The 17,892-nt window shown below is 64.5% G+C and carries 16 protein-coding genes; all 16 read left to right on the top strand.

Annotated features, from left to right (window positions below; all coding sequences use genetic code 11):
* Nucleotides 1-34 precede the first annotated feature (34 nt).
* The 16 genes from ACQCSW_RS10960 to ACQCSW_RS10885 all read left to right on the top strand — a co-directional run bounded on the left by ACQCSW_RS10960 (nucleotide 35) and on the right by ACQCSW_RS10885 (nucleotide 17,873).
* Entirely contained in the window at nucleotides 35-724 is a 690-nt protein-coding gene (locus ACQCSW_RS10960) for an HAD family hydrolase (RefSeq protein WP_354250312.1), read from the top strand.
* The gene (locus ACQCSW_RS10955) at nucleotides 721-1,887 is read left to right on the top strand and encodes a site-2 protease family protein (protein ID WP_426985831.1); all 1,167 of its coding nucleotides are present in this window, start codon (nucleotides 721-723) and stop codon (nucleotides 1,885-1,887) included. Before ACQCSW_RS10960 ends, ACQCSW_RS10955 begins: the two co-directional genes overlap by 4 nt.
* 113 nt (nucleotides 1,888-2,000) lie before the next feature.
* On the top strand, nucleotides 2,001-3,062 hold the full coding sequence (locus ACQCSW_RS10950; RefSeq protein WP_426985829.1) for a tRNA (adenine-N1)-methyltransferase: 1,062 nt from the start codon (nucleotides 2,001-2,003) through the stop codon (nucleotides 3,060-3,062).
* 82 nt (nucleotides 3,063-3,144) lie between these two features.
* Nucleotides 3,145-4,896 (top strand): proteasome ATPase, encoded by a 1,752-nt coding sequence (arc, locus tag ACQCSW_RS10945; protein ID WP_426985827.1) that lies wholly within the window; start codon nucleotides 3,145-3,147, stop codon nucleotides 4,894-4,896.
* Entirely contained in the window at nucleotides 4,893-6,566 is a 1,674-nt protein-coding gene (dop, locus tag ACQCSW_RS10940; protein ID WP_426985825.1) for a depupylase/deamidase Dop, read from the top strand. Before arc ends, dop begins: the two co-directional genes overlap by 4 nt.
* Before the next feature lie 85 nt (nucleotides 6,567-6,651).
* Nucleotides 6,652-6,855 (top strand): ubiquitin-like protein Pup, encoded by a 204-nt coding sequence (locus ACQCSW_RS10935; RefSeq protein ID WP_056339984.1) that lies wholly within the window; start codon nucleotides 6,652-6,654, stop codon nucleotides 6,853-6,855.
* 81 nt (nucleotides 6,856-6,936) lie between these two features.
* Nucleotides 6,937-7,755: a proteasome subunit beta gene (prcB, locus tag ACQCSW_RS10930; protein WP_426985823.1), complete on the top strand. Its 819-nt coding sequence runs from the start codon at nucleotides 6,937-6,939 to the stop codon at nucleotides 7,753-7,755.
* Between the two features lies 1 nt (nucleotide 7,756).
* Nucleotides 7,757-8,488, top strand: coding sequence for a proteasome subunit alpha (gene prcA / locus ACQCSW_RS10925; protein WP_111907599.1), 732 nt, complete (start codon nucleotides 7,757-7,759; stop codon nucleotides 8,486-8,488).
* Between the two features lies 1 nt (nucleotide 8,489).
* A complete protein-coding gene (pafA, locus tag ACQCSW_RS10920) occupies nucleotides 8,490-9,854 on the top strand; it encodes a Pup--protein ligase (protein ID WP_426985820.1) in 1,365 nt (454 codons plus the stop codon).
* 110 nt (nucleotides 9,855-9,964) lie between these two features.
* On the top strand, nucleotides 9,965-10,897 hold the full coding sequence (locus ACQCSW_RS10915; RefSeq protein WP_426985818.1) for an FKBP-type peptidyl-prolyl cis-trans isomerase: 933 nt from the start codon (nucleotides 9,965-9,967) through the stop codon (nucleotides 10,895-10,897).
* A gap of 41 nt (nucleotides 10,898-10,938) precedes the next feature.
* Entirely contained in the window at nucleotides 10,939-11,334 is a 396-nt protein-coding gene (locus ACQCSW_RS10910; RefSeq protein ID WP_426985816.1) for an FKBP-type peptidyl-prolyl cis-trans isomerase, read from the top strand.
* A 104-nt stretch (nucleotides 11,335-11,438) separates the two neighbouring features.
* Nucleotides 11,439-13,424 (top strand): helix-turn-helix transcriptional regulator, encoded by a 1,986-nt coding sequence (locus ACQCSW_RS10905; RefSeq protein ID WP_426985814.1) that lies wholly within the window; start codon nucleotides 11,439-11,441, stop codon nucleotides 13,422-13,424.
* A gap of 10 nt (nucleotides 13,425-13,434) precedes the next feature.
* A complete protein-coding gene (locus tag ACQCSW_RS10900; RefSeq protein WP_426985812.1) occupies nucleotides 13,435-13,788 on the top strand; it encodes a hypothetical protein in 354 nt (117 codons plus the stop codon).
* Nucleotides 13,789-13,820: 32 nt separating this feature from the next.
* Nucleotides 13,821-14,096: a Sec-independent protein translocase subunit TatA gene (gene tatA / locus ACQCSW_RS10895; RefSeq protein WP_426985810.1), complete on the top strand. Its 276-nt coding sequence runs from the start codon at nucleotides 13,821-13,823 to the stop codon at nucleotides 14,094-14,096.
* Nucleotides 14,097-14,144: 48 nt separating this feature from the next.
* On the top strand, nucleotides 14,145-14,939 hold the full coding sequence (gene tatC / locus ACQCSW_RS10890; RefSeq protein WP_426985808.1) for a twin-arginine translocase subunit TatC: 795 nt from the start codon (nucleotides 14,145-14,147) through the stop codon (nucleotides 14,937-14,939).
* 24 nt (nucleotides 14,940-14,963) lie between these two features.
* Entirely contained in the window at nucleotides 14,964-17,873 is a 2,910-nt protein-coding gene (locus ACQCSW_RS10885; RefSeq protein WP_426985806.1) for a DEAD/DEAH box helicase, read from the top strand.
* Nucleotides 17,874-17,892: the final 19 nt, after the last annotated feature.

Here is a 17,892-nt window from a genome sequence, read left to right as displayed (position 1 = left end):
CCCCGTTTCCCCGCTCAAAGCCGTTCTTTGGGATATGGACGGCACCATTGTGGACACGGAACGCTATTGGATTGCGGCAGAGCACGCCCTCGTGGAAGCCCATGGCGGCACCTGGTCGCACGGGCAGGCCATGCAGCTCGTGGGACAGTCACTGACATATTCGGCCGGAATCCTGCAAGCGGCCGGCGTCAGGCTGGAGCGCCGGGAGATCATCGACACCCTGACCGCTGAGGTCATCAGGAGCGTCCAGCGCGCTGTTCCCTGGCGTCCCGGGGCGAGGGAACTGCTGGATGACCTGCACCGCGCCGGTGTGCGGTGTGCGCTGGTGACCATGTCAGAGGAGCCGTTGGCCCGCGAAATTGTGGAAAGCCTGCCCAAGCCCTACTTCGAATTCCTGGTCACGGGGGACACCGTCGCCCAGGGCAAGCCGCACCCGGAAGCGTACCTGAAGGCTGTGGAGCTGCTTCAGGAGGCGGACCCGGACCTGACCGTAGAACACTGCGTCGCACTGGAGGATTCGGCACCGGGAGTGGCCTCGGCTGTGGCATCTGGCGTCGCCACTGTGGCCATTCCGCACATTGTCCCGATCCCAGAAGATCCCAGGCACACCATCTGGGAATCCCTGGCCGGCCGCACCGTGTCCGAACTGGAGGCCATCGCAGCGGGCAGCCTGGCCGCCGCGGCGACTGGACCTGCCGTGCCCGTGTCGGGGAGCCCGTCATGAGTTCCGCGCCGGCCCCCGCCCGCCGCGAAGGAATACCGCTCGGCCGGATCGCCGGAATCCCGGTCATTCTGGCTTACTCGTGGTTTGTGATTGCCGCCTTTACCGTCATTGTCTACGGGCCCCTGCTGTTGGAGCAGAATCCGGCACTGGGCATCTCCGCGTACTACATGGCGTTCGCGTACGCCTTGCTGCTCCTGATCTCCGTCCTGGTCCACGAACTGGCGCACGCCCTCACGGCCAAGATCTACGGCTGGCCCACGCAGAAGATCGTGTTGAATCTCTGGGGCGGCCACACCCAGTTTGAGAATTTCACGGCGACGCCGGCGCGCTCGGTCATCGTGGCCCTGGCAGGCCCGGCGGCCAACCTGGTCCTCGCCGGCTGTGCCTGGGTGGCCCTCTCCACCACCAGCATGGGCACCGTGGCCGAGATCCTCACGAACATCTTTATGTGGGCCAACTTCGTCATCGGCGTCTTCAATGTCCTGCCCGGACTCCCGCTGGACGGCGGCAGGATCGTGGAATCGGCCGTGTGGAAAGCAACCGGGAGCCAGGCCAAAGGCACCGTCGCCGCCGGCTGGGCGGGCCGAGTCATCGTGGTGACGCTGGGCTTATGGTTCATTGCCCGGCCGCTGCTGGCCGGTGAGACACCTGACTTCAGCCTTCTGATGATCACTATCCTCGTCGGCGGCTTCCTCTGGATGGGTGCCAGTACGTCAATCCAGCAGGGCACACTGCGCGGAAGGATGCACCTGGTCAGCGCCGCTGCCCTGGCGGCTCCCGCCGTCGGAATTCCAGCCACCGCCACCGTGGCGGACATCCGCAGGCTGTCACCAGACGGCTCACGGGCCGTTGTGGTCTGCGGGCCGGAGGGACGCCCGCAGGGTGTTGTGGACGCCGGGGCCCTCGCCGCCGTTCCTGACGACGCTGCCGGTTCCACGCCTGCCACGGCAGTGTCCTATGCTCTCGCGGCGGGAGCCTATGTGCCTGAGTCGTCTCAGGGGCAGGAGCTGATCCAGTACATTTCCCAGCTTGACGGTCACGAATATGCAGTGGTGGACCCTCGTGGATCGGTGACCGGCCTTCTCGCGCAGAACGCAGTGGTGGCCGCGATCACCGGCAAGGCTGACCGGTCAAATAGGCATCCGCAGGGTCAAAGCCGGTAGAGTTACGTGCCGGCCGTGCATTGCCGCCGCGTGGCCGCCCGGAGGCCTCAGCCGCACCGGACGGACCTATTTCGATGCGTGGCCCCACAGTTTTACAGGAGCGAGGAAAATCCATGAGCAGCGAATCTGTCGCCGAAGCCGCAGCACCATCCACCACCGGTGTTGCCGCCAAAGGCACCCAGCCGGTGGGAGCCGCCCGCCGCCGCGGACCTTTCCGTGAAGGGGAACGGGTCCAGCTGACCGACGAGCGGGGCCGCATGAACACCATCACCCTCGAAAGCGGCGGCGCCTTCCACACGCACCGCGGCTTCCTGAACCACGACGAGATCATCGGAAAAGCTGACGGCTCAGTCGTCGTGAACAACGTCGGCCAGCAGTACCAGACGCTGCGCCCGCTCCTCTCGGATTTTGTCCTCTCCATGCCGCGTGGCGCCGCAGTGGTCTACCCGAAGGACGCCGGCCAGATCGTCACCATGGCTGATATCTTCCCCGGCGCCAGGGTTGTTGAGGCAGGCGTTGGCTCGGGAGCGCTGTCCATCTCGCTGCTCCGGGCCGTTGGCGACAACGGCTACCTGCACTCCTTCGAGCGCCGTGAGGAATTTGCGGACATTGCCCGGGGGAACGTGGAAACCATCTTTGGCGGCCCGCACCCGGCATGGAAGATTTCCCTCGGCGACTTCCAGGAGGAAGTGGTCCGCAGCGAGGCGCCCGGGTCCGTGGACCGTGTAGTGCTGGACATGCTGGCACCCTGGGAATGCCTCGACGCCGTCGCCACCGTCCTCGCTCCCGGCGGCGTCTGGATCAATTACGTGGCCACGGTCACCCAGCTGTCCCGGACGGCGGAGGCCATCAGGGCTGACGGCCGCTTCACCGAGCCCGACGCCTGGGAGTCCATGGTCCGCGGCTGGCACCTCGAGGGCCTGGCCGTCCGTCCGGACCACCGCATGGTTGCCCACACCGGCTTCCTGCTGGTTACCCGCCGGCTTGCCGACGGCGTCACCGGCATCTCCGTCAAGCGCCGTCCCTCGAAGACTGGCTTCAACGAAGACGACGTCAACGCGTGGACACCCGGTGCCGTCGGCGAACGCCTGGTCTCCGACAAAAAGCTCCGCCGAGCCGCGCGCGATGCCATTGCCGGCACCAACGTCAAGGACGAACCGGAGATCACGAACTAGTCCACATTTCGGGAGTCTCCAGCAGTACCTGCCAACTTGGGGCTAAGGTCTAAGAAGACGAGCAGGAAGGGGCTGATGCACCATGGAGACGCCGAATCAGGACTCCGGACGCACACCGGCGGAGCAGTCGGCCGCCAGCGAACTGTCGGCTGTGGACCGGCAGGCCAATGTCCTCCGCGACAAACTCAGGCACATTGACCGCCAGCTGGCAGCCGCCACGCAGAACAATGCCAAGCTGGTCAGCATGCTGGAAGCGGCCAAGGCCGAGATCCTGCGGCTGAAAAATGCCCTGGACCAGGAGGGCCAGCCCCCGTACAGCTTCGGCACCGTCCTCCAGCTCAATCCCAGGCGGCTGTCGTCACCGGGCAACAGCGGCCAGGCTGCCACCGAGGAATCGGTGGACATTTTCAACGCCGGCAGGAAGATGCGGGTAGGCATCAGCCCCCTGGTCAATATCAACCAGCTGGCGGTCGGCCAGGAGGTCCTCCTTAACGAGGCACTGCTGATTGTGGCCGGCCTCGGCTATGAACGCGCCGGCGAACTCGCAACCCTCAAGGAAATGCTCGGAACGGACCGCGCATTGGTGGTGGGGCGGGCCGACGAGGAACGCGTCATCAGGCTCTCCGGAGCCCTGCTCACCGAAAAGCTCAGGGTGGGGGACGCACTGTCCATCGACTCGCGTACCGGTTACGCCCTCGAAAAAGTGCCCCGCTCCGAAGTGGAGAACCTGGTCCTCGAAGAAGTCCCCGATATCACGTACGAGGACATCGGGGGCCTTGGTCCGCAGATCGAGCAGATCCGGGACGCCGTGGAACTGCCGTTCCTGCACCCGGACCTCTACCGCGAGCATGGGCTGAAAGCTCCGAAGGGCATTCTGTTGTACGGCCCGCCAGGTTGCGGCAAGACCCTGATCGCGAAGGCTGTTGCCAACTCCCTCGCCGCCCGTGCGGCGGAGCGGTCCGGCAATGTGGACCTGAAGAGCTACTTCCTCAACATCAAGGGTCCGGAGCTTCTGGACAAGTACGTGGGCGAGACGGAGCGCCACATCCGCCTGATCTTCTCCCGGGCGCGCGAGAAGGCGTCTGACGGCAGCCCCGTGGTGGTTTTCTTTGATGAAATGGATTCTCTGTTCCGTACGCGCGGAACCGGGATCTCCTCCGACGTCGAGACCACCATAGTCCCGCAGCTGCTGAGTGAGATCGACGGCGTGGAGCGGCTGGACAACGTTATTGTGATCGGCGCATCCAACCGGGAGGACATGATCGACCCCGCCATCCTCCGTCCCGGCCGCCTGGACGTGAAAGTCAAGATCCAGCGCCCGGATGCCGAGGCCGCGGCTGACATCTTCAACAAATACATCACCACGGACCTGCCGTTCCACGAGTCCGACCTCGCCGAACACAGCGGCGACGTCCAGGCGACGGTGGACGCCATGGTCCAGCGCACGGTTGAAGCCATGTACTCCACGGAGAAGTCCAACGAGTACCTGGAGGTCACCTACGCCAACGGCGATACGGAGATGCTCTACTTCAAGGACTTCAACTCAGGCGCCGTGGTCCAAAACGTCGTGGACCGGGCCAAGAAGTACGCCATCAAGGATCTCCTGACCCTGCACCAGAAAGGTCTCCGGATCGAGCACCTGCTGCGTGCCGTGGTGGATGAATTCCGCGAGCACGAGGACATGCCCAACACCACCAACCCGGACGACTGGGCCCGGATCTCGGGCAAAAAGGGGGAGCGGATCACCTACATCCGCACGATCGTGCAGGGTAAGGCAGGCCAGGAGCCCGGCAAGTCCATCGAAACGATGCCGAACACGGGACAGTACCTGTGACGGCAGGCCCGGAACGCGCCGGCGGGGGAGCGCTCCCGGCCGGCGGGGCCATGCGCGTCATGGGGGCGGAAACGGAATACGGCATCCACGCCCCGTCCGCGCCCGGAGCTAACGCGACCATGATGTCCGCCCGCGTTGTCCAGGCTTATGCGCAGGTAACGCGGCAAAGGGCAGCGGGAGGGGCGGAGACCCGGTGGGACTACACGGACGAGGAGCCCCTCCACGACGCCCGTGGCTGGACCTTGGAGCGGGCCTCGGCCCACCCCAGCCAGCTGACTGACCAGCCGCCGGTACTCGACGCTGAAGCGGTGGCGCTGGCCTACGGCCGCGAGGAATTGGAACTGGACGGCGAGGATGAGTCCGGCAGTCTCCTGATGAACATGGTCTTGGGCAACGGAGCCCGTTTGTACGTAGATCATGCCCACCCGGAGTATTCCAGTGCCGAGGTGACCAACCCCCGCGATGCGGTGATCTGGGATGCCGCCGGGGACCTCGTCGCGCTGGCGGCCGTCCGCCGCCTGGCCGCGGATCCCGGGCTGCCCCCGGTCAACCTGTACAAAAACAATACGGACAACAAGTCCGTCTCCTACGGCTCCCACGAGAACTACCTCATGCCGCGCTCGGTGCCCTTCGGGGACATTGTTCGCGGGCTGACGCCATTCTTCGTCACGCGGCAGATCATATGCGGCGCCGGGCGGGTGGGCCTGGGGCAGGACAGCTCAACGCCCGGGTACCAGATCAGCCAGCGCGCAGACTTCTTCGAGGCGGAGGTGGGCCTGGAAACCACCATCCGGCGTCCGATCATCAATACCCGGGATGAGCCGCACGCCACCGCCGACAAATACCGGCGCCTGCATGTGATCATCGGTGACGCCAACCTGAGCCAGTCCTCTAACTACCTCAAGTTCGGCACCACGGCCATGGTCCTGAGCCTGATCGAGGCCGGGCTGGCGCCCAAGGTGGAGGTCCACGAACCCGTCGCAGCCCTCCAGACAGTCAGCCACGATACGTCGCTGACAGCCAAACTCAGGCTGCTGGACGGGCGCCGCGTGACGGCCCTGGACCTGCAATGGATGTACTACGAGGCGGCCGCAAAACTGGCGCAGGACACCGGCGTTGCCGATGCCGTGGACGGGGACGGCCATACACATGAGGTGCTGGAGCGCTGGGCTGCCACGTTGACCCAGCTCGATTCCGACAGGAGCGCGGCGGCCACCTCCGTGGAGTGGCTGGCCAAACTCTCCCTTCTCGACGGTTACCGGAACCGCGACAACCTTGCCTGGGGTGACGCAAGGCTCGGCCTCGTGGACCTCCAGTGGGCAGACATCAGGCCGGAGAAGGGACTGTATTACCGGTTCCTGGCAAGGAACCGCATGCAGCGGATCGTCGACGACGTTGCCATCGCCGCGGCGATGACCGAACCGCCGTCGGACACGCGTGCTTTCTTCCGCGGACGGTGCATCAGCAGCTTCGGCAAAGACGTGGTGGGGGCCAGCTGGGACTCTGTCATCTTCGATGTGCCGGGCTACGGCCGGCTTCAGCGCGTGCCAACCCGGGAACCACTGCGCGGTACGAAGGCCCTCACGGGAGGGCTCTTTGCCCGCCACCGGACGGCAGGTCCGTTCCTCGCCGAACTTTTGGGGCATAACACCGCTCCGCCTGCGGCGTAAACCGCGCCGTCGGGCGGACAGCGTGGCAATATGGGCGTATCAGCAGATCCGCCCGGATCCGAGGATTTTTAGAGGAGAGATCACCATGGCAGGCCAGGAGCAACAGAAGCCACAATCACACGACAGCCAGGTCGAGGACGAGATCCCGGAGGCACCGCCGGCGGCCCCGGAGGCCCAGGCATCGGCTGCCACCCAAGGCGTCGACGACCTTCTTGATGAAATCGACGGCGTCCTGGAGTCCAATGCCGAGGAGTTCGTGCGCGCCTTCGTCCAAAAGGGCGGCCAGTAACCGGATCCGGATGGGTGGCGGAAGCCGCGGCCGGCCGGAATCTGTACCGACGTTGAAGGACCACGTACAAGGAGTGCATCAGTGCAGGAAACAACCGCCAACCAGGTAGCCGGCAACGCGACATCCTCATTCACCGAGCATTTGCAGCGCGACCGACCGGACCTGCTTCCGTACAACCGTGCCATGCCTACTGCAGCGGCGGCAGCTCCATTGCAGGTTCCCCATGCCACGACGATCGTGGCGATGAGTTATGGTGGCGGCGTCCTGATGGCCGGTGACCGGCGGGCCACCATGGGCAACGTCATTGCCAGCCGGCACATCGAAAAGGTGTTCCCGGCCGACAGGTATTCGGTGCTCGGGATCGCGGGCACCGCCGGCATCGCCATTGACCTGACGCGGCTCTTCCAGGTGGAGCTGGAGCACTACGAAAAGATCGAGGGCACCCTGCTGAGCCTCGACGGCAAAGCCAACCGGCTGGGGGCCATGATCCGCGGGAACCTGCCGATGGCCCTGCAGGGACTCGCTGTCGTGCCGCTGTTTGCCGGCTTCGATACGACTGCTGGCGTGGGCCGGCTCTTCTCCTACGACGTCACCGGCGGCAGGTACGAGGAACGCGAGCACCACACTGTCGGCTCCGGGTCCGTGTTTGCCCGCGGCGCGCTGAAGAAGCTCTGGCGGCCCAACCTGGCCGAAGCCGAGGCAGTCTCCGTGGCGGTCGAATCCCTTTACGACGCGGCCGACGACGACTCCGCCACGGGTGGTCCGGATCCCGTCCGCCAATTGTGGCCGGTGGTGTACACCGTGAACAGGGATGGCGCACGGCGTATCCCAGAATCCGAGCTCGCCGCTGTGGCGGGCAGGATTATCGAAGCCCGGTCCGCTGAGCGGCGGGAGGCCTGAGATGACGCAGCAGTTTTATGTCTCGCCTGAACAACTGATGAAGGACCGTGCGGACTTCGCACGGAAAGGCATCGCCCGCGGCAGGTCCGTGGTGGTCATCAGCTGCCAGGACGGCATCGCCCTGGTAGCTGAAAACCCTTCCCCCTCACTGCACAAGATCGGTGAGATCTATGACAAAATCGCCTTTGCTGCCGTCGGCAAGTACAACGAATTCGAGAGCCTGCGCCAGGCCGGGGTGCGCTACGCAGATGTCCGTGGTTACTCTTACGACCGCGAGGATGTCACAGCGCGGGGGCTCGCCAGCGTCTATGCGCAAAGCCTTGGCGCCGTTTTCACCGCCGAACAGAAACCCTTTGAAGTGGAACTGGCGGTCGCCGAAGTTGGCCCCACGCCGGAACTGGACCACCTCTACCGGCTCACATTCGACGGGTCCATCGCTGACGAGCACGGCTTCATTGTGATGGGCGGCCAGGCGGAGCGTGTGTCTGCGGTCATCGCCGAGGGCTGGCGACCGTCGCTGCGGTTTGCCGGCGCTGTCCGCCTGGCTACCAGCGGCCTGTCCAGCGGCCCTGACCAGGCCGCTGACCAGGGGGAAGCGGGAGGAACCCTTCCTGCCAAGGCCGTGGAGGTTGCCGTCCTGGACAGGCAGTCGGAGACCTCCCGGGGTTTCCGCAGGGCCTTCCGGCGGCTCAACGATGTTGATATCACTGCGCTGCTTGCTGAGGAGGACTGAGATGGACAAGAGAATCTTCGGTATCGAGACCGAGTTCGGAATCTCGTATTCAAGCCCTGATTCGAGGCCGTTGGCCCCGGAAGAGGTGGCCCGCTACCTGTTTCGCAAGGTGGTCAGCTGGGGACGGTCATCCAACGTGTTCCTGACCAACGGTTCCCGGCTGTACCTCGACGTCGGCTCACACCCTGAGTACGCCACGGCCGAATGCGATGACCTGGCCCAGCTCATTGCGCACGACCGCGCTGGCGAGCTGATCCTGGACGACCTCGTTGATGAAGCACAGGCAAGGCTGGCGGCGGAGGGATTCAACGGCACTGTCTACCTGTTCAAGAACAACACCGATTCGGCCGGCAACTCCTACGGCAGCCATGAAAACTACCTCATCCCGCGCCGCGGCGAATTCTCCCGGCTCGCGGAGATCCTGATCCCCTTCCTGGTGACCCGCCAGTTGATCGCCGGCGCAGGAAAGATCCTGAAGACTCCGCACGGGGCCACGTATGCGTTTTCCCAGCGGGCAGACCACATCTGGGAGGGCGTTTCCTCCGCCACCACCCGCTCACGGCCCATTATCAACACCCGCGATGAACCGCACGCCGACGCCGAGTTCTTCCGCCGGCTCCATGTCATTGTGGGCGACTCCAACATGTCCGAAACCACGGCCTTGCTCAAGGTCGGAACCGTGGACCTTATCCTGCGCATGATCGAGGCGGGGGTGATCATGCGCGACATGAGGATGGAAAATCCCATCCGCAGCATACGCGAGATTTCCCACGACCTCAGTGGAAGGGCTCTGGTTCGTCTGGCCAACGGCCGCCAGCTCACAGCCCTGGAGATCCAGCAGGAGTACCTCACCAAGGTCACGGCCTTTGTCCAGGAGCATGGGGCCCACAATGCCCATGTTCCGTTCATCCTTGATCTTTGGCAACGGACCCTGAACGCGATCGAAAGCGGTGACACCAGCACCATCGACACGGAAATCGACTGGGCCATCAAGAAAAAACTGATGGACAACTACCGACAGCGACACGGCTTGGGGCTGGACGCACCCAGGATTGCCCAGCTGGATCTTACGTACCATGACATTTCGCGGAGCCGCGGGCTTTACTACATCCTGCAGTCCAGGGGTGCGGTTCGGCGGGTTGTGGACGACACCGTGATCAAAGACGCCGTGGACGTGCCGCCGCAATCCACCCGGGCCAAGCTGAGGGGCGATTTCGTCCGGCGCGCCCAGGAACTGGGCAGGGACTACACGGTTGACTGGGTGCACCTGAAACTGAACGACCGCGCCCACCAGACCATCCTGTGCAAGGATCCCTTCCGGAGCGTCGATGAGCGGGTGGATGCCCTTCTGGGCTCTATGGGCTGACGTTCAGGTTCACGGGCTATCCTTGATGGGGCCGTTCCTTGGCCTTGAAGCGGTGCCGAGCGCCTGATTCCGGTACCGCGTCCACCCTGCCCCGACGAAAGTTCTCTTACGTGCGCCGACTCCTAGCAATCCTGATCCCCGGCCTGCTGCTGCTTACCGCTTGTGGCGGTTCGCCCGCAGCACCGGAACCCACCAGCCAGTCTGCCGGTGACACTGCCAAGTTCGACTCCCTGAAACTGACGGACAACGGGGACAAGAAGGGTCCCGGTGTCGAGTTCTCCAAGCCCCTCGAGGTCACCGAACCCACCATCAAGGTGGTCACCGAAGGTGACGGGGACCGGGTCAAAGACAACCAGATCGCAAATATCTCCATCCTCGCGCTCAGCGGTGCGGACGGATCCACGCTGGAGGACACCTTCCCCGGCGAGCCCGAAGCGCTGGAGCTGAACGAGAAACTGAAGACCCAGAGCCCGGTCATCTATAGCGCGTTTGTTGGCTCCAAGATCGGCTCAAGCCTTGCCCTAGCCATCCCGGGCCAGGCCGCAACCGCTGAAGGCGCCGCCGCCCAGCCCACGCAGCTTCTCCTGATCAAGGTGCTCTCCACCAAGGACGTCGAGCAGCCCCTCGAAAAGCCTGAAGGCGAGACGGTCACCCCGCCGGCCGGCCTGCCGACCGTGAAGGAAAATGACCAGGGAATCCCTGAGATCTCCATCGACGGCGCCCCGGCACCGACCGCCCTGGTGGCCCAGGACCTGATCAAGGGCAAGGGCGCGGAGGTTAAGGAAACCGACACGTTGACCGTCAACTATGTGGGCGTGAACCTCGCGGGCGGCACCAAATTCGATTCAAGCTTTGACCGCGGCGAGCCGGCCAGCTTCCCGTTGACCGGCGTCATTCCGGGCTGGACCCAGGGACTGGCGGGCAAAACGGTGGGCTCCCGGGTCCTCCTGGTTGTTCCCAAGGACCTCGCGTACGGTGATGCCGGCCAGGGCGAAGCCAAGGGTGACCTTGTCTTCGTTGTGGACATCCTCGGCGTCAAATAACTTCCAACACATCACCCACCCAATAAACAAGAGGAGCAACCATGTCATTTGGTCAGCGCGATCTCGACCGCCAGAAGCCGGAAATTGACTTCCCGCAAGGCGATGTCCCCGCCGAACTGGTCATCACCGACCTCATCGAGGGTGACGGTGCCGAGGCCAAAAAGGGCGACACCGTCTCCACCCACTACGTCGGGGTGGCCTGGTCCACCGGCGAAGAGTTCGACGCTTCCTGGGGCCGCGGCGCCCCGCTGGACTTCCGCGTGGGCGTGGGCCAGGTCATCCAGGGCTGGGACCAGGGCCTGCTGGGCATGAAGGTGGGCGGCCGCCGTCGTCTGGAGATTCCTTCCGAACTGGCATACGGCTCCCGCGGCGCCGGCGGAGCCATCGGCCCCAACGAAGCGCTGATCTTCGTGGTGGACCTCCTGGGCGTCCGCTGACCGAAGCACTTTAGGGCCGGAAGGCGCGGTAACAATCAGGTTCTGTTTTCCTGTTGTTGCCGCGCTTTCGGCTTTCCGCGGAGGAGTTTAGTAACGTAGCCAACGTGTCCGTCTCCCGTACTGAACGCCTGCTGAACCTCCTGATCGCCCTGCTGAACACCAAATACGGCTTGCGCCGCGCCGAGTTGCGGGCGAAGGTCTACCACGACACGTCCGGCAACGACGTGGCCTTCGGCAGGATGTTTGAGCGGGACAAGAATGACCTCCGTCAGTTCGGGTTCGATGTGGAAACCGTGACCGACCACGGCTGGAGCGAAGATGACCCGGCCACCACCCGCTACCGCATCGGCAAGGAATCGAACCGCCTGCCCGATGTGCAGCTCAGCCCGGGGGAGTGGACCGTCCTCCTGCTGGCGTCCCAGCTCTGGGAGCGTGCCGCCCTGGGAACCGCCGCCGCCAACGCCCTCCGCAAGCTCCAGGCCTCCGGTACCCTGTCCGACGTCGAACTTCCCGTCGGTGTGCAGCCGCGGATCCGGCCGGCCGGCCAGGCCTTTGATGATGTTGTGGCAGCCATGCACGCCCAACACCCCGTCAGCTTCCCCTACCTGGCGGGCACCACCGGCAAGGAAGTACAACGGACGGTGGAGCCGTGGGGCCTCGGCAGCCGCTTTGGCCAGTGGTATCTGACCGGCTACGACCGCTCGCGCAAGGCACCGCGCCACTTCAGGCTTTCCCGGTTCACGGGCCCCGTCACGGTGTTGGAGAAGGAAACGTATTCGGCGCCGCCAAACTTCAATGTCCGCGCAGAACTGGACCGGCTTCCGGAACTCCCGCTCCGGACCGCCGTCGTGGACGTCCGGGAACGCCGCGTCCTTGGCCTCCGCCAGCGCACCACGCCGGTTCCCGCCGGGAGTGCGGGAACGCCCGACGCCGGCTACGAACGGCTGCAGGTCAACTTCAGGGACGCTGAGGTGCTGGCCGAGGAGCTTGCGTCCTACGGCCCGGACGCTGTGGCTCATGCTCCCGAAGAGCTGGCGGCAGCCGTGCGGCACCGGCTGCGCAACGCGGCCGCTTTCTGCGCCGCTCCCAGCCCTGCCTATCTGTTTGCGGACGCACCGCGGGGCCGCCCCGTCCGCAAACGCACCTCTGAGGACCAGCTCAAGCGCATGCTGCAGCTGGTTCCGTTCCTGGTCCATAACCAGGGCCTCCACATCCAGGACGTCGCGGCCCGCTTTGGTGTGACGCCAGGGGAGCTGGAAAGCGACCTGCGGATCCTCATCTGCTCCGGACTTCCCGAGGGATACCCTGACGACCTCCTGGACATCCATTGGGAAGAGGGCCACGTTTACATCACCCAGGACCTGGATCTCAAGAGGCCGGTCCGGTTCACTGTGGACGAGGCGTGTGCGCTGCTGACCGGGCTTGAGACGCTCAATGGGCTTCCCGAACTTGCCGAGGGTGGCGCTTTGGAGTCTGTGACCCTCAAGCTGATGGCAGCGGCCGGCGAAGAAGGGCTGCGGGCCGGTTCTCTTGCCGGTCCGGAGGTGGGACCCGCGGATTCGGCCGTCCTTGACGTTGTCCGCGATGCCATCCAGGAGCGGTCGCAACTGCGGCTCGTGTACTTTTCCGCCCAGCGCGACCAGGTTTCAGAACGCGACGTGGACCCGCTCCGCCTGTATTCCCTGGACAACACCTGGTACTTCGAGGCTTACTGCCATTCGGCTCAAGGGCTTCGGAACTTCAGGCTGGACAGGGTGCAGGAGGTCCACCCGAACGGAAATCCCGCATCTAGGCAGGCCCGGGCCGGGGAAGGCTTCCCGGCCAAGCTGTTCACACCCAACGACGACGACACCACGGTCCTCGTGCAGCTCACCAGGCAGGGCGCCGGCTTGGCGGACGACTACTACGCCGAACGAGTGGCACCTCTTCCCGATGGCGGCCTCGTAGCCGAGATCCGGTTCGGCAGCACGGCCTGGCTGCCTATGTTCGTGGCCCAGCACGGCGGGGCCGCCCGGATCCTCGAACCGTCCGAGCTTGGGGCGGCAGCGTTGGACTGGATCGAGGCGGCCCTGGCCCGGTACGGCGGCTAGACTCGTCAGCATGCCTTGGTGGTCCTGGATTCTGATCTGGATTGCGCTTATTGCGCTCTCCCTGCTCTTTTATGTCCTCCTGGGCATCCGGCTGTACCGCCAGTTCATGACGGTCATGAAGGACCTAGGCGCCGCCGGAGCCAAAGTGGCACACTTGGCACCGGCAGCGGCCATCGTCGATGACGGCTTACAGCCGCCAGGATCGTCTCAGCCCGGTACGGCTGTTTTTGCCTCACCGGCGCAGATGCGTCATGATTACGACGCATCCAAGTCATCCCGCCGGGAGGACCGCCGCCAGAGGCGGGTCCAGCGGAGGCACGACCGGGGCCAGCCCCAGTCACTTCGCGATCTCAATCTCAGTTAGACGTAGGATGTTGTAAGAGGAAAGGATTTCCCGTGGGAAGACTCTTTGAAGGCCCTTGGCCAATTGTCATTATCATCGTCGTTGCGCTGCTGCTTTTCGCCGCGCCCAAACTCCCTGCCATGGCGCGCAGCCTTGGCCAGTCCATGCGGATCATCAAGTCCGAGGTCAAGGAGATGAAGAACGACGGCAAGACCGACTCCGCCGACACGGCCTCCGGCCCGGTGGAAGGCAAGATCGTAAACCACCCGCCCGCGAAGCCCGGTGAGCCGACGGACGGCACTGACGTTCCGCCGTCGACCCGCGCTTAACCCGAAGTGGCACTGACGCGGGGCCGTAAGTCCAACCCTGAGGGGCGGATGGCTCTTTGGGACCACCTCAAGGAGCTCAAGAACCGGCTGATCAAATCGGCAATTGCTGTGCTGCTTGCCGGCGTGGGTGGCTGGTTCCTTTACGACCCCGTTGTCGTCAACCTGTCGGACCCGCTGATTTCCATTGCCCGGGATACGGGGCGCACCGCAGTCCTGAACTTTGCGACCATCGCAGATCCTTTTGCCTTCAAGATTCAGATTGCCATCCAGATAGGGCTGGTTATCTCCAGCCCTGTCTGGATCTATCAGGTGTGGGCTTTTATCACGCCGGGGCTGACCAAGAAGGAACGCGGCTACACGCTGGGCTTTATGGCAGCCGCTGTGCCCCTGTTCCTGGCCGGCGTGTTTGTAGCCTGGCTCGTATTCCCCACCGTGGTCAGGGCGCTACTGCAGTTCACGCCCGCCACCGGCGCCAACAACATCTCGGCCACCGACTACCTGACATTCGCTACCCAGATGTTGCTTATCCTCGGGATCTCTTTCCTGGTCCCCGTGATCCTGGTCGGCATCAACATGGCTGGTGTGGTCAGGGGCCGGACCATCCTTAAAGCGTGGCGGATTATCGTCTTCCTGGTCTTTGTCCTGGCAGCGCTGGCCGCCCCAGGCACGGACGCGTTGTCCATGTTCCTGCTTGCTGCGCCGCTGTTGATTCTGTTCTTCGCGGCGATCGGGCTCTGCATCTTCAACGACAAGCGCCGTGACAAGCGCGTGGCGAAACAGGCTGCTGAGACGGACGCGACGGCCGACATCGCGACGCCCGGCAGCGAACTGAAGAACCTGTAGCGCTCGGCGCACTAGGCTTGACGCATGTCCTCTATTTCCGGGCCACTCTCGCCCTCTGAAAGCTACCGGGCCAGCGCGGAACGCACGGCCGAAGCGGGCACCTACCTCGGCGGGTTCCTCCGCACGCTTGATTTCGAACTTGACGAATTCCAGCGTCTCGCCTGCCGCTCCCTCCAGGAGGGCAAAGGAGTGCTAGTGGCTGCCCCCACAGGTGCCGGCAAGACCATCGTGGGCGAATTTGCCATCTACCTCGCTTTGGAACGACACCTTAAGGCCTTCTACACCACCCCGATCAAGGCACTGAGCAATCAGAAATTCACGGAGCTTTCCGAAAAGTACGGGGCGGAAAACGTCGGTCTACTGACCGGGGACACCAGCATCAATGGCGACGCCCCCGTGGTGGTCATGACCACGGAAGTCCTCCGGAACATGCTCTACGCAGACTCGGACACCCTGGATGACCTCGGCTTTGTGGTCATGGACGAAGTCCACTACCTCGCGGACCGCTTCCGTGGTGCCGTCTGGGAGGAAGTCATCATCCACCTCCCCAGTGAAGTCCAGGTAGCTTCGCTCAGCGCCACAGTTTCCAACGCAGAAGAATTCGGCGCCTGGCTGGATACCGTGCGCGGTGACACCGACATCATCGTCTCCGAGCACCGTCCGGTTCCCCTGTGGCAGCACGTCATGGTGGGCCGGGACATCGTGGACCTGTTCGCCGGAGAAACCACCTTCGACGAAATCGCGCCGCCCGCGGATGCGGAGACCGGAGCTCCGATACCGGTCCAAGAGCGGCTCACCGCACCCACCAATGACGCCGACCGCCAAGGGTTCGAGGTCAATCCGGACCTGCTCAAGATGGCCCGCACTGAAGGCCAGCAAAGTTTCGCCGGACGCTTCGGCCACGGCGGACGGAGCCAGCGCCGGCAGCACCGGCAACGGACAGAGGAACGCCCCAGACAGGGAGCCCAGCCCGGCGCTGTCAGGAAGGCCAGCCGGCCCCAGGTGGTCGCGAGCCTCGACCGGCAGGACCTGCTGCCCGCCATCACGTTTATCTTTTCCCGGGCCGGCTGCGATGCCGCCGTTGCCCAGTGTGTCTCTTCCGGACTCTGGCTGACCACTGAGAAGGAGCAACGGATCATTGCCCAGCGCGTTGACGAGGCCGGGCAGGACATCCCGTCGGAGGACCTGGACGTCCTCGGCTTCTGGACGTGGCGGGACGGCCTGCTGCGTGGTTTCGCGGCCCATCATGCCGGCATGCTTCCCACCTTCAAGGAAGTGGTGGAGAAACTTTTCGTCGAGGGCTTGGTCAAGGCTGTGTTCGCCACCGAAACCTTGGCCCTTGGCGTCAACATGCCCGCCCGCTCCGTGGTCCTGGAAAAGCTCGACAAGTTTAATGGCGAAGCCCATGTGGACATCACCGCGGGGGAGTACACGCAGCTGACCGGCCGCGCCGGCCGCCGTGGCATAGACGTCGAAGGCCACGCCGTTGTCCTCTGGCAACCCGGCACGGATCCTGCTGCCGTTGCCGGCCTCGCCTCGCGGCGTACGTATCCGCTGAACTCAAGCTTCCGGCCGACGTACAACATGAGCATCAACCTGTTGGCGCAGTTTGGCCGCGCCCGTGCGCGGGAAATCCTTGAATCCTCCTTCGCGCAGTTCCAGGCGGACCGGTCCGTTGTTGGTCTTGCGAAGCAGGTGCGCAGCCGCGAAGAGTCCCTCGCGGGATACGCGAAATCCATGACCTGCCACCTCGGAGACTTCACCGAGTATGCCCGGTTGCGCCGTGAACTGTCCGACGCCGAGAATGTCACCTCGCGCAGCAAGTCCCGGGCTCACAAGTCCCTGAATGAAGACTCCCTGGCGCGGCTGATGCCCGGCGACGTGGTGGACGTCCCGGGAGGGCGGGCGCCCGGGCCGGCGATTGTGCTGAGCTCGGACCACAGCGGCAGGGAGCCACGGCCCGCCATCCTGACGCTCGATAACCAGCTCAGGCGAATCGGCACGGAGGACCTTGAAGGCCCCATTACGCCCCTGACGCGGATCCGGATTCCGAAGTCGTTCAACGCAAAAGTCCCGAAGTCCCGGCGCGACCTCGCATCGTCGGCCCGGAATGCGCTGCGGGAGAACCGCCCGCCGGCACCCGGCCGCAGCACCGACTTTGGCCTGGGATCCGTGTTGCCCCATCAGGAGAAACGCATCACGGAGCTTCGCAGGGCACTCCGCGCCCACCCCTGCCACGGCTGCAGTGAGCGTGAAGACCATGCGCGCTGGTCTGAGCGGTGGTGGAAACTGCGGCGGGAGACGGATGCCCTGGTCCGACAGATCCAGGGCCGGACCAACACCATTGCCAAGACCTTCGATCGTGTCTGCGATGTCCTTTCCGCCTACGGCTACCTGGAAGCGGGAGCTGACGGGCGCTTGGCCATCAGCTCAGACGGCCAGCGACTCCGCCGGATCTATGGCGAGAAGGACCTGCTGATTTCGCAGTCCCTGCGGCTGGGCGCGCTTAACGACCTGGACGCCGTCGAAGTAGCAGCCTTGGCCAGCGTCCTGGTCTACCAGGCCAAACGCGAGGACAGGGGCCTCCGCCCCCGGATGCCCAGCGTCTCGCTTGAATCGTCCGTGGATGTGGTGATCCGGGAATGGTCGGCCCTGGAGGACGTGGAAGAGGCGAACAAACTTCCGCTCACCGCCGAGCCGGAGCTGGGTCTCGTCTGGCCCATGTACAAATGGGCCAAGGGACGCCACCTCCAGGAAGTCCTGAACGGCACTGAGCTGGCAGCAGGCGACTTCGTCCGCTGGGTCAAGCAGGTCATCGACCTCCTGGACCAGCTCGCCAAGATTCCTGGCCTGGACCCGCGATTGGCCAGGCTTTGCGCAGAAGCAATATCGCTCATCCGCCGCGGCGTCGTGGCCTACTCTTCCGTACTTTGATGTACCGGCAGCCTGCCTT

Origin of the sequence: Pseudarthrobacter sp. Y6 (genome assembly GCF_050156205.1) — a bacterium.
Classification (GTDB): domain Bacteria; phylum Actinomycetota; class Actinomycetes; order Actinomycetales; family Micrococcaceae; genus Arthrobacter.
This window is presented reverse-complemented; position numbering and strand designations above follow the sequence as displayed.

Bases quoted from the DNA above. Each gene is read 5' to 3' on its own strand.
- ACQCSW_RS10960 (WP_354250312.1), top strand. From the start codon at position 35: ATGGACGGCACCATTGTGGACACGGAACGCTATTGGATTGCGGCAGAG.
- ACQCSW_RS10955 (WP_426985831.1), top strand. From the start codon at position 721: ATGAGTTCCGCGCCGGCCCCCGCCCGCCGCGAAGGAATACCGCTCGGC.
- ACQCSW_RS10950 (WP_426985829.1), top strand. From the start codon at position 2,001: ATGAGCAGCGAATCTGTCGCCGAAGCCGCAGCACCATCCACCACCGGT.
- arc (WP_426985827.1), top strand. From the start codon at position 3,145: ATGGAGACGCCGAATCAGGACTCCGGACGCACACCGGCGGAGCAGTCG.
- ACQCSW_RS10935 (WP_056339984.1), top strand. From the start codon at position 6,652: ATGGCAGGCCAGGAGCAACAGAAGCCACAATCACACGACAGCCAGGTC.
- prcA (WP_111907599.1), top strand. From the start codon at position 7,757: ATGACGCAGCAGTTTTATGTCTCGCCTGAACAACTGATGAAGGACCGT.
- pafA (WP_426985820.1), top strand. From the start codon at position 8,490: ATGGACAAGAGAATCTTCGGTATCGAGACCGAGTTCGGAATCTCGTAT.
- ACQCSW_RS10910 (WP_426985816.1), top strand. From the start codon at position 10,939: ATGTCATTTGGTCAGCGCGATCTCGACCGCCAGAAGCCGGAAATTGAC.
- ACQCSW_RS10900 (WP_426985812.1), top strand. From the start codon at position 13,435: ATGCCTTGGTGGTCCTGGATTCTGATCTGGATTGCGCTTATTGCGCTC.
- tatC (WP_426985808.1), top strand. From the start codon at position 14,145: ATGGCTCTTTGGGACCACCTCAAGGAGCTCAAGAACCGGCTGATCAAA.
- ACQCSW_RS10885 (WP_426985806.1), top strand. From the start codon at position 14,964: ATGTCCTCTATTTCCGGGCCACTCTCGCCCTCTGAAAGCTACCGGGCC.